10 protein-coding genes and 1 pseudogene are annotated in these 10,731 nt (G+C 70.9%); 3 read left to right on the forward strand and 8 right to left on the reverse strand.

Annotated elements, in window-relative coordinates; genetic code table 11:
- From ACWEF6_RS21750 to ACWEF6_RS21760, 3 genes are all read right to left on the reverse strand, one after another.
- Positions 1-1,048: ABC transporter ATP-binding protein (locus ACWEF6_RS21750; RefSeq protein ID WP_449684627.1), on the reverse strand; the 1,048-nt coding region annotated here is incomplete at its 3' end.
- Positions 1,048-2,604 (reverse strand): ABC transporter permease, encoded by a 1,557-nt coding sequence (locus ACWEF6_RS21755; protein WP_449684684.1) that lies wholly within the window; start codon positions 2,602-2,604, stop codon positions 1,048-1,050. The genes ACWEF6_RS21755 and ACWEF6_RS21750, both read right to left, overlap by 1 nt.
- A 110-nt stretch (positions 2,605-2,714) precedes the next feature.
- Positions 2,715-3,755 carry a thiamine ABC transporter substrate-binding protein gene (locus ACWEF6_RS21760; RefSeq protein ID WP_449684628.1) on the reverse strand — a complete coding sequence of 347 codons (1,041 nt, stop codon included), beginning with the start codon at positions 3,753-3,755 and terminating at the stop codon, positions 2,715-2,717.
- A gap of 160 nt (positions 3,756-3,915) precedes the next feature.
- On the opposite strand from ACWEF6_RS21760, the gene ACWEF6_RS21765 reads away from it, so the two are divergent.
- Complete coding sequence (locus ACWEF6_RS21765; protein ID WP_449684629.1) at positions 3,916-4,194, forward strand: 4a-hydroxytetrahydrobiopterin dehydratase; 279 nt, start codon at positions 3,916-3,918, stop codon at positions 4,192-4,194.
- A gap of 366 nt (positions 4,195-4,560) precedes the next feature.
- On the opposite strand, the gene ACWEF6_RS21770 is transcribed toward ACWEF6_RS21765, so the two are convergent.
- Genes ACWEF6_RS21770 through ACWEF6_RS21780 form a run of 3 tightly spaced genes read right to left on the reverse strand, consistent with a single transcriptional unit; the run spans position 4,561 to position 5,959 of the window.
- Positions 4,561-4,902 carry a hypothetical protein gene (locus ACWEF6_RS21770; protein ID WP_449684630.1) on the reverse strand — a complete coding sequence of 114 codons (342 nt, stop codon included), beginning with the start codon at positions 4,900-4,902 and terminating at the stop codon, positions 4,561-4,563.
- On the reverse strand, positions 4,902-5,369 hold the full coding sequence (locus tag ACWEF6_RS21775) for a hypothetical protein (RefSeq protein ID WP_449684631.1): 468 nt from the start codon (positions 5,367-5,369) through the stop codon (positions 4,902-4,904). Before ACWEF6_RS21775 ends, ACWEF6_RS21770 begins: the two co-directional genes overlap by 1 nt.
- On the reverse strand, positions 5,366-5,959 hold the full coding sequence (locus ACWEF6_RS21780) for an ArsR family transcriptional regulator (RefSeq protein ID WP_449684632.1): 594 nt from the start codon (positions 5,957-5,959) through the stop codon (positions 5,366-5,368). Before ACWEF6_RS21780 ends, ACWEF6_RS21775 begins: the two co-directional genes overlap by 4 nt.
- A 178-nt stretch (positions 5,960-6,137) precedes the next feature.
- Between ACWEF6_RS21780 and ACWEF6_RS21785 the strand changes: the two are divergent.
- Positions 6,138-7,901: pseudogene (locus ACWEF6_RS21785) on the forward strand (GmrSD restriction endonuclease domain-containing protein); the annotation flags it as partial.
- Positions 7,902-7,960: 59 nt separating this feature from the next.
- Here the strand turns inward: ACWEF6_RS21785 and ychF are convergent.
- Entirely contained in the window at positions 7,961-9,043 is a 1,083-nt protein-coding gene (gene ychF, locus ACWEF6_RS21790) for a redox-regulated ATPase YchF (RefSeq protein WP_449684633.1), read from the reverse strand.
- Positions 9,044-9,145: 102 nt separating this feature from the next.
- Between ychF and ACWEF6_RS21795 the strand changes: the two genes are divergently transcribed.
- Positions 9,146-10,528: an AlkA N-terminal domain-containing protein gene (locus ACWEF6_RS21795; RefSeq protein ID WP_449684634.1), complete on the forward strand. Its 1,383-nt coding sequence runs from the start codon at positions 9,146-9,148 to the stop codon at positions 10,526-10,528.
- Here ACWEF6_RS21795 and ACWEF6_RS21800 read toward each other — a convergent pair.
- Complete coding sequence (locus ACWEF6_RS21800; RefSeq protein ID WP_449684635.1) at positions 10,525-10,716, reverse strand: DUF1737 domain-containing protein; 192 nt, start codon at positions 10,714-10,716, stop codon at positions 10,525-10,527. The genes ACWEF6_RS21795 and ACWEF6_RS21800 overlap by 4 nt on opposite strands.
- Positions 10,717-10,731 lie beyond the last annotated feature (15 nt).

The following is a 10,731-nucleotide window of genomic DNA, read 5'->3' on the forward strand; positions in this document are numbered from 1 at the left end:
TTTTTTTCTTGCTGTACCCCCCACCAACCACAACCACCCACCGGCCGACCACCGCCATCCCGTCGGGGTCGAGCGCGAGCCGCACGGCGTCGCCGGCGCGCAGGTCCGCCGCCGCCGGGGCAACCGCGTCCACAGTGGACTCGGCGAGTTTGACCACCAGCCGCACGTGTTCCCGGCGGTGCACCGCCGCGACGACCTCGCCCGGCACGCCGTCCGGGGCCACCTTCAGCGCGTGCGGCCGCAACCCCAGCCGCACCGGGCCGTCGCCGACGTCCGGGAGGACCAGGTCGCCCAGGTCCGTGTGCACGCGCCCGGCCGCCGCGGTGCCGTCCACGAACGTCGTCACCCCCAGGAACCGGGCCACGTCGTCGTCCGCCGGGTTCCGCCACACCCGGCGGACCGCGCCCTCCTGGCGGACCTCCCCCGCGTCCAGCACGGCGACCCGGTCGGCCAGCGTGAAGGCCTCCTCCTGGTCGTGCGTCACCAGCAGGGCGGTGATCTTGCTGCGCCGCAACAGGTCCGCCAGGTCGATCGCCAGCTGCTCGCGCAACCCGGCGTCCAAACCGGACAGTGGCTCGTCCAGCAGCAGCAACCGCGGTTTCGGCGCCAGCGCCCGGGCGAGCGCCACCCGCTGCGCCTGGCCGCCCGACAGTTCCGTCACCCGGCGCTTCTCGAAGCCGGACAGCCCCACCAGCTCCAGCAGCTCGGCCACGCGCGGCGCCCACTGCGCCCGCGGCACCCCGTGCATCCGCAGGCCGAACGCGATGTTCGCGGCGACGTCACGATGGGTGAACAGCTGGCCGTCCTGGAACACCAGGCCGAAGCCGCGGCGGTGGACCGGGACCGCGCCGAGGTCCTCGCCGTCCCAGCTCACCGAGCCGCGGGCCGACGGCTCGAGGCCGGTGATCGCGCGCAGCAGCGTCGACTTGCCCGAGCCCGACGGGCCGAGCAGGGCCAGCACCTCGCCGTCGGCGATGTCCAGGCGGGCGTCGCGGACCGCCGCGAACGTTCCGTAGTGGACAGTCAGGTCCCGTACCGACAACGCCATCAGAACTCTCCCACCCCGCCGCGCCCGAGCCGGTCGATCAGCGCGACCGCCAGCACGGTCACGAGCATCAGCAACGCGCACGCCGCGTAGGCCATCTGGTTGTTCAGCTCCCCCGGGCGCGCCATCAGCGTCGCGACCGCGACCGGCAACGTCGGCGCCGTCGGCCGGGCGAGGAAGCTCGTCGCGCCGAATTCGCCCAGCGCGACGACGAAGCCGAAGCCCGCCGCCGCGACCAGCGGCCGCAGCGTCAGCGGCAGGTCGATCTCCCGCCAGACCCGCAGCGGGCTCGCCCCGAGCGTCGACGCGGCCTGCCGCAGCCGGACGTCGACCGAGCGCAGCACCGGCAGCACCATCCGCACGACCAGCGGGATGATCACCAGCGCCTGGGCCAGCGGCACCAGGTAGGGCGACGTCCGGAGGTCGCCGGGCAGCGCGTCGAGCGTCACCAGGTAGCCGAACCCGACGGTCACCGCGGACACCCCGAGCGGCAGCATCAGGACGGCGTCCATCGTCTCGCCCAGCCCGCGCGCGGCTTTCGCGGGCGACCGGCGCAGCGCCACCAGCACCACGGACGCGAGCACGCCGACGACCATCGCGAGCAGCGTCGCGTCGACGGCCACCTTGAGCGAGTTCAGCGCGGCGTCCCAGCCGGACACCTGGAGCGCGCCCTTCTCGCCGGTGCTCGTCAGCGCCCGGTACCCGGCGAGGCTCCAGCCGTCCTCTGTGGACACCGACTCGGCGAGGAGCGCGACGATCGGCGTCACCAGCAACACGAGGACGAGCCCCGCGGCGCCGACGACCCACCATTCGCCGCCCCTCGGCCGGCGCGCCCCGCCGGACCCGGTCCGCGCGCCCTCCTTGCGCCGCCGCGCCAGCCCGCCGAGCACCAGCGCGGCGACCACGGCCGCGAACTGGATCAGCGAGAGCGCGGCCGCGCCGGAGAGGTCGAGGAGGTCGACGGTCCGCAGGTAGATCTCGGTTTCCAGGGTCCGGTAGCGGGCGCCGCCGAGAATCAGGACGACGCCGAAGCTGGTGGCGCAGAACAGGAACACGACGGCCGCGGCGGACGCGACCGCCGGAGCGAGCGCGGGCAGCGTCACCGACCGGAACGCCCGCCACGGCGACGCGCCGAGCGCCCGGGCGGCGTCGGCCGTCCGCGAATCCAGCCGCGCCCACAGCCCGGCGACGGTCCGCGCGACGACGGCGACGTTGAAGAAGGCGTTGGCCAGCACGATCGGCAGGACACCGCCGTCCGGCCAGAGCGCCCGGAACGCGAGGCCGACGACCACGGTCGGCAGCACGAACGGCACCAGCACGAGCGTCCGCGCCAGGCCGACGCCCGGCAGGCGCACGCGGGCCAGCAGGAACGCCACCGGGAGGCCGGCCAGCACCGCGACGACCGTCGACCCGGCGGCGCTGGCGACGGTGAACAGCGCCAGCTGCCAGGTCCGCGGGTCGCCGAGGACGACGTCGAGGCCGCCCGCGGCGAACCCGCGGCCGATGATCGCCAGCACCGGCCAGGCGAAGAACACCACCAGGAAGCCGATCGGGGCCAGGGCGAGGAGGGCCAGGCCGAGGCCGCGGGCGGTTCGGGGTGGGGCTAGGACTGGTGCTTTTCGGGGGCTCCGGGTGGCGGAGCCCCCGGCCCGAGGCGGAGCCTCGGATGTCACTGCACGAGCGTGCGCCATTCGCCGATCCACTTCTCGCGTCCGGCCTGCACCTGGTCCGCGGGCAGCGTCTGCGGCTTCTGCGGCAGCGGCGCGGCCTGCGCCCAGCCCTGCGGCAGGTCGACGCCCTGGCGCGCCGGGTAGACGTACATGTTGGCCGCGACCGTCGCCTGGAACTGCTGCGAGAGCAGGAAGTCGACGACCTTGCGGGCGTTCTCGACCTGCTTGCCGCCCGCCAGCACGCCGGCGTACTCGACCTGCCGGTAGCAGGTGTCGAGCAGCGCCTTGGTGCGCGGCTTCCCGTCGTCGCCGATCTCGGCGGCGGGCGACGACGCGTACGAGACGACGATCGGCCGCGGCCCCTTGCCGGACGAGCCGGAGAACTGCTTGGTGTAGGCCTCTTCCCAGCCGCTGACCACCTTGACGCCGTTGGCCTTCAGCTTCGCCCAGTAGTCCTTCCACCCGGCGTCGCCGTACTTGGCGATGGTGCCGAGGAGGAACGCCAGGCCGGGGGACGCGGTCGCCGGGTCCTCGGCGACCAGCAGGTCCTTGTACTTCGGGTCGGCCAGGTCGTCGTAGCTCGACGGCGCCGGGATCCCCTTGGCGGTGAAGTAGTTCGTGTCGACGTTGACGCAGACGTCGCCGACGTCGACCGCGGAGAGCCGGTGCTCGGGGTCGACGGCGTAGCGCTGGGGCCCGCGGTCGGCTTCGGGGCTGGTGTAGGGCTCGAAGACGCCCTCGGTCAGCGCCCGGGAGGCGAAGGTGGAGTCGACGCCGTACGCGACGTCGCCGATCGGGTTGGCCTTCGTCAGCACGAGCTTGTTGGTCAGCGAGCCGGCGTCGCCCTGCATGAGCACGGAGATCTTGATGCCCGACTGCTTCTGGAAGGCGTCGAGCACCTCCTGCGGCGCCAGGAAGGAGGCGTGCGTCACGAGGGTGACGGTGGGCGTCTGCTGCGTGCCACCGTCACCGTCCGACAGCGAGCACCCCGCGGCGACCACGCCGACGACGGCAACGGCCGTCGCAGCCCTGCGTTTCATCTACCCTCCTGCACTTCGCCGGACGCGGAGGGAAGCCCTCCCGTCGCCGGCATGATCCGGTCAGGTGCGAACGGTCGCGGATACCCGCCTCTCAGCCCGGCACCCGCCGGACTCCCGTGGCAACCGTGCAGCGTAGTCCAGGACGCAGGACGATGGAGACATGACGGAAATCTTGAGCGACTCCGAGGCCGACGCACGATTGGGCGCGGGCTGGACGCGGTCCGGCGCGGTGATCTCCCGCGAGGTGGAGCTGTCGAGCTTCCCCCGGGCGATCGAGGTGGTGAACCGGGTGGCGGAGCTGGCCGAGGCCGCCGACCACCACCCGGACATCGACATCCGCTGGCGCACCCTGACGTTCCGGCTCTCCACGCATTCGGCGGGCGGCCTGACGGCGAAGGACTTTTCTCTCGCGGCCCAGATCGACGCCGTCCTGGTGTGACCCTGGTTACGCTCAGTGCACTTTTGCCTGCCCCCGACGTCTCCCGGTTACCGGAACCTTCGGGAGGGAGAACAGAGATGACGCAGGCAATCGTGGTCGGAACGGCAGCTTTTGCCACGATGGTGGCGGCGGCCGGCGGGGTGCTCTGGTTCACCGTCCGCAACCGTCGCCACCTGGACAGCTGAGAGTTCGATCACAGCGGCTAACGCGGAGCATGATCGAGGCGCTGATCCTGCGGAAGCATCGGTTTTCGCCCGTAGGGAACGCCATGAACAGCACCGCTCTCACCGCCGCCCAGCGCGCCTGGATCAACGCCCTCGCCCCCGCGGTGGTGCTGATCGCGATCGCCCTGCTGGGCCTGCTCGGCTAGTCCGCTCCGAGCTCGATCTGCCCGAGCGGCGGAAACTCGGCCGGGGGCTCGTCTTCCGTGCCCCAGTATTCGAGGCAGGACAACCGGCCGTCGGCGACGAACACGATGAGACCGCCGCCGGGCGCGTCGGCTTCGACCGCGACCGGGACGTCGACGACCTTCGCGACCGGCAGCGTCCGGTCCACCTCCAGGTCGATGCTCGGGCACCCGCAGCCGCACCGCCCGGTCACCCGGGCGGTGGCGGCCTGCGCCCGTAGTTCCACCGCGCCCGGGAAGTCCGCCGCGAGCAGCGTGTCCAGCGTCGTCCGCTCGTTCGCGGTCAGCGGGCGGGCCGCCATCAGTAGCGGGCCATGTTCGGGATCGTCTTCTCGGCGACCCCGATCAGGTCCTCGACCTTCGCCACGTCGGCCGTCACGTCCTCGGCCGTCACCGAAGGCGCCTCGGACGAGCGGTAGGCGACCTCGTTGCGCCGCACCCGCATCCGGTTGAAGGGACGCAGAAGCGGCCCCAGCGGCGGATCGAGCTGCGCGAGAACCGCTTCGTAGACGGCGACGTGACCACCCCGGCTCGTCGCGCGCAGGCCTTGGTTCTGCAGGACGGCCGCCAGGGCGCGGCGAGCGCCGTCGTACAGCAGTGTGTAGGCGCCTTCGGGGTCCGAGGTCAGCAGCTGCCGCGCCGAATCGACGTGGGTGCGAGCCCGGGCGATCTCCGCCTCGGCGACGTCCCGCGAAGCCGGGACGCGTTCGAGGGAGCCGCGCGCGAGGAGGGCGTCGATCGTGGCGCGGCCCTGGTTCCAGCGGGTCATCCTGCCTCCTGAGAGAGCGGCAGCGGGACCAGCGGACGCTCGCGCACGCTGGTGAGGAACGGATCGGCGCTGCTCTCCGCCGCCCACGATTCCGGCGAGATGCGGTGGACGTTGACCTCCCGGTCCAGCCGCCGCGAAACGCCCTCGGCCAGATCGAACAGCGCATCCGGGTCGGGCGACCCGACGACCAGGACATCGACGTCACCGGGCGGCGGCCCCGGTTCCCCGCTGTAGCGCGCGGCCCAGGACCCGTAGATGTAGGCCTCGCGCACGCCGGCGAGGCCGGACAGCGCCTCGGCCAGCAGTGGAAGCGGCCCGAAGGTGACCGAGATGACATCGCTGAGCGGCCGGTAGAGCGGAGTGTCCGTACGGGCTTTGACGAGCCGGCTGCGGCCTACCCGCCGGTCTTCCAGGATGCCCCCGCCGACGAGCCGTTCGACCTCACGCAGCACGGTGGTCGCCGAGACCCCGAAGGTCCTGGCGAGCTCGGTGATGCTGTACTCGCGCTCCGGGTGGAGGAGGACCAGCGCGAGCAGCTCACCCTGCATGCGCGACCGCAGCAGGGGCAGCAAGCTCGGCGAAGCTTTCATTGGACGCAGTATATCCTGCGTCCAATGAAAACAACAGTCAGTAGCCGACGCTCACATCGAGCGGCCGGCCTGTTCGAATACCTGCAGTGGACGACGAGCGGGAGGATCCAGCCACCGGATCATCTGTTACACGGCCGGCGGCTGTTCGACGACCTGAACTCGGGGAGACTTCCAGCGCGGCTACAAGTGGGAGGACGAGCGCATCCGCCAGTTGCTCGTGACCATCCTGCGCGGCCACCCGCTCGGCGTCGTCATGCTGCTGAAAACCGGCAATGACCAGGTGCGGTTCAAGCCCAAGCCGCTGGAGGGGGCGAGTCCGGCACCGGACGCCGTTCCGGACCTCCTCCTCTTGGACGGGCAGCAACGGCTCACCTCGCTGACCCAGGCCCTCACCGGCGACGGTGTCGTGGCGACGATGGACGGCCGTGGCAAGCTGCTCAGCCGGCGTTACTACGTCGACATGGCCCTGGCCCTCGAGGGCGAAGACCGCATCGACGAAGCAGTCATCTCCGTCCCGGGGGACGGTTTCGAGCGCACCAACTTCGGCAAGGACATCGTCCGGGACCTGTCCACACCGGAGAAGGAACGTGCCGGCGGTTGCTTCCCGCTCCGGTTGCTGTTCGCCGGCGCCGAGACCGTGAACTGGTTGTTCGCTCTCGAGGACAAAGAGCAGGCCGCGCAGTTCCACGCCCGGGTGGTCCAACCCGTCACCACGTACAACATTCCCGCGATCGAACTGGACAACTCGACGAGCAAGGCAGCGGTCGCCACGGTGTTCGAGAAGGTCAACACCGGCGGCCTGTCCCTCAACGTGTTCGAACTCCTCACCGCGACCTTCGCAGGCGACAAGGACTACTTCAACGCCACGGGCGCGGATTTCCGGCTGAACGACGACTGGAAGGAAACCGAAGCCAAGTTCTCCTCGTATCCGGTGCTCTCCGGGCTGGAGAACACGGATTTCCTGCAGGCCGTGACCCTGCTCGCAACGCTGAAGCGCAATCGGGCGGCCGGCGCGGGTACCCGGCCACCGGCTGTCTCGGCCAAACGCGAGGACGTCCTCAAGCTCACGCTGAACGACTACCTCGAATGGGTCGGACCGCTGCGCGAGGCGTTCATCTGGACAGCCGACTTCCTCGCCGACCGGCACATCTTCGATGCACGTTTCCTGCCCTATCCCAAGCAACTGGTACCGCTCGCCGCGATCAAGGTCGTGATGGGATCCGACGCGGACCTCATCGGCCCACGAGAACGGATCACCCGCTGGTTCTGGTGCGGCATCCTCGGTGAGCTGTACGGCGGCGCCATCGAGACCCGGTTCGTCCGCGATCTCGAACTCGTCCCAGCCTGGGCGCGCCGCCATGACGGCGCGGCAACCCCCAACACCGTGCAGGATGCGACGTTCGTCGAATCGAGGCTGCACTCGCTCAGGACGAGGGGTGCGGCCGCGTACAAGGGGATCTACGCGCTGCTGCTCGGCAACCATGCTCGCGACTGGATGGAAGACAAAGCGCTGGACAAAGTCCAATACGTCAACCTTTCGGTCGACATTCACCACATCTTCCCCAAGAAGTGGTGCTTCGAACACGGCATCGACGACGAACGCCGCGAGAGCATCGTCAACAAGACTGCACTCTCGGCGCGCACCAACCGGGCGATCGGCGGCGCAGCGCCATCGAAGTACCTGCAGTTGATCGAGCAGAAGGCGCAGATTTCGGCCGACTCGCTCGACGCCTTGCTCGGATCCCACTGCGTACCGGCCCAGAAGCTTCGAGCCGACGACTTCGACGGCTACTTCACCGACCGCCGCGAGTCACTGTGCAAGCTGGTCGAAGAGGCGATGGGCAAACCCGTCCCCCGTGACGTCGATGCCGGAGAGGCCCAGGAGGACTCCGCCCGATTCGCGACCGCGGAGGTCAGCGAGAGTCCGGACGAGGCGGACTGAGGCCGACGCAGTACCACCCGTCTTCGTGCGGGAAGCCCTCACTTCCCGCACGAAGACGGTCACACGTTGAAGCGGAACTCGACCACGTCGCCGTCGGCCATGATGTAGTCCTTGCCCTCCATGCGGACCTTGCCCGCCGCGCGGGCGGCCGCCATCGAGCCCGCCTGCATCAGGTCGTCGTAGGAGACGATTTCCGCCTTGATGAAGCCGCGCTCGAAGTCCGTGTGGATGACGCCCGCCGCCTGGGGGGCCGTGGCGCCCTGGGGGATCGTCCAGGCGCGGGACTCCTTCGGGCCCGCCGTCAGGTACGTCTGCAGGCCCAGTGTGTGGAAACCCGCGCGGGCCAGGGAGTACAGGCCCGGCTCCGGCTGGCCGACCGACTCGAGCAGCTCGCGCACCGACTCCTCGTCGTCCAGCTCCAGCAACTCCGCCTCGACCTTCGCGTCGAGGAACACCGCGTCCGCCGGCGCGACCAGCTTGGTCAGCTCGTCGCGGCGGGCTTCATCGGTGAGCACCGACTCGTCGGCGTTGAAGACGTACAGGAACGGCTTCGTCGTCAGCAGGCTCAGCTCGCGCAGCGCGTCGAAGTCGACTTCCTTCTGCGCCTGGAAGAGCGTGCGCCCGGCGTCGAGGATCTCCTTCGCCTTCTGGGCGTTGTCCAGCGCGGGCTTGTTCTCCTTCTTCGTCCGCGCTTCCTTCTCCAGCCGCGGCAGCGCCTTGTCGAGCGTCTGCAGGTCGGCGAGGATCAGCTCGGTGTTGATCGTCTCGATGTCGCTCGACGGGTCGATCCGGCCGTCGACGTGCACCACGTCGGGGTCGTCGAAGACGCGGATGACCTGGCAGATCGCGTTGGCCTCACGGATGTTCGCCAGGAACTTGTTGCCCAGCCCGGCGCCCTCGGAGGCGCCCTTCACGATGCCCGCGATGTCCACAAAGGACACCACGGCCGGGACGATCTTCTCCGACTTGTGCAGCTCGGCCAGCTTGTCCAGCCGGGGGTCCGGCAGCGGCACGACACCGACGTTCGGCTCGATCGTCGCGAACGGGTAGTTCGCGGCGAGCACGTCGTTGCGGGTCAGCGCGTTGAACAGGGTGGACTTGCCGACGTTGGGCAGGCCGACGATACCGAGGGTGAGGCTCACGACCCCGCAGTCTACGTGTCCGCCCCGGTCGCGCCCCACGCACCCAACGCCGTGGCGGATTTCCGCCAGCGACCGCGCTGACCTGCTGGCATGCTCGGGTCAATGGTCACCGAAACGCTCTCACTCTGGCGCGACGCCGAACGCTGCTACCGCGTGGTCACCGCCCGCGACTCGCGCTTCGACGGCCAGTTCATCATGGCCGTCCGCACCACCGGGATCTATTGCCGCCCGTCCTGCCCGGCGTCGACGCCGAAGGTGCAGAACGTCCGCTTCTTCCCGACGTCGGCGGCGGCGCAGGCCAACGGCTTCCGCGCCTGCCGCCGCTGCCTGCCGGACGCCGTGCCCGGCTCGCCGGATTGGAACGTGCGCGCCGACCTGGCCGCGCGGGCGATGCGGCTGATCTCCGACGGGACCGTCGAGCGCGAAGGCGTCCCCGGGCTCGCCCGGCGGCTCGGGTACTCGGAACGCCAGCTCGGCCGGGTGCTGACCGCGGAGCTGGGCGCGGGCCCGCTCGCACTGGCCCGGGCACACCGCGCGCACTCGGCGAGGCTGCTGATCGAGATGTCGGAGCTGCCGCTGACGGACGTCGCCTTCGCGGCGGGCTTCTCCAGCGTGCGGCAGTTCAACGAGACGATCCGCGAAGTGTTCGCGACGACGCCTTCGCAGCTTCGCGCCTTCGCGGCGTCCCGGCGCGGACGACAGAGCGACGTCACCGGCACCCGGCTCAGCCTGCGGTTGCCGTTCCGGCCGCCCTTCGACGCTTCGGGGCTGCTTCGCTTCTTCGCGGACAACGCGGTGCCGGGCGTCGAGGAAGTGACGTCGGAGGGCTACGCGCGCACGCTGCGGCTCTCCCACGGCACCGGTGTCGTGCGGCTGACGCCTTCGCCCGACCACGTGCGCTGCGAGCTGATGCTCACCGACCTGCGCGACCTCGGCAGCGCGGTCAGCCGGGTGCGCCGGCTGCTCGACCTGGACGCCGACCCCGCGGCCGTCACCCGCGTGCTCGGCGCGGACCCGGCGCTGGCCCCGGTGGTCGTGGCCGTGCCGGGGATGCGGGTGCCGGGCACGGTGGACGGTGAGGAACTGCTGCTCCGCGCGGTGCTCGACGTCGTGCCGCCGCTCGGCGACGAGGTACCGGGCGAGTGGGGCGTGACGCGGCTGTTCCCGACGGCCGCCCAGGTCGCCGCGGCCGTGCCGGGCAACGCCGCGATCGCCGCGTTGGCGGAGGGCCGGCTGGACGTGCACGTCGGCCGGGACGCGGCGGAGCTGCGCGCCGAGTTGCTGACGTGCGTCAACCTGCCGACCGCGGACTACGTGGTGATGCGGGTCCTCGGCGCCCCGGACGTGCTGCTCGCCGACGACCCCGCCGTCCGCCGCGGCGCCTCGGGCCTGGGCATCACGCCGGAAACGCTCGGCGAACGGGCCCGGGCGTGGACGCCGTGGTGCTCCTACGCCGGGATGTACCTCCGGCGCGCAGCCGCTTAGCCCTGTTCGCCCTGCCACAGCACGGCTTGCCCGACGATGACCTGCTCGCCGTCGTAGGTCGCGGTCGGCGAGCCGTACAGGCGGTAGCCCAGCTCCAGCGCCTCGCTGACCCGGTGGCAGAACTTGGCGTCGTCCGGGCCGGTGAGCATGCGGTAGCGGGGCAGGCCGTTCGGCGGCTGGTCGGTCATGGCTTCATCTTGGCT

It is taken from the genome of Amycolatopsis sp. NPDC004772, from assembly GCF_053601215.1.

Coding starts and splice junctions, on each gene's coding strand:
- ACWEF6_RS21780 (WP_449684632.1), bottom strand. CDS start 5,959: ATGAAAGCTTCGCCGAGCTTGCTGCCCCTGCTGCGGTCGCGCATGCAG.
- ACWEF6_RS21765 (WP_449684629.1), top strand. CDS start 3,916: ATGACGGAAATCTTGAGCGACTCCGAGGCCGACGCACGATTGGGCGCG.
- ACWEF6_RS21760 (WP_449684628.1), bottom strand. CDS start 3,755: ATGAAACGCAGGGCTGCGACGGCCGTTGCCGTCGTCGGCGTGGTCGCC.
- ACWEF6_RS21770 (WP_449684630.1), bottom strand. CDS start 4,902: ATGGCGGCCCGCCCGCTGACCGCGAACGAGCGGACGACGCTGGACACG.
- ACWEF6_RS21795 (WP_449684634.1), top strand. CDS start 9,146: ATGGTCACCGAAACGCTCTCACTCTGGCGCGACGCCGAACGCTGCTAC.
- ACWEF6_RS21800 (WP_449684635.1), bottom strand. CDS start 10,716: ATGACCGACCAGCCGCCGAACGGCCTGCCCCGCTACCGCATGCTCACC.
- ACWEF6_RS21775 (WP_449684631.1), bottom strand. CDS start 5,369: ATGACCCGCTGGAACCAGGGCCGCGCCACGATCGACGCCCTCCTCGCG.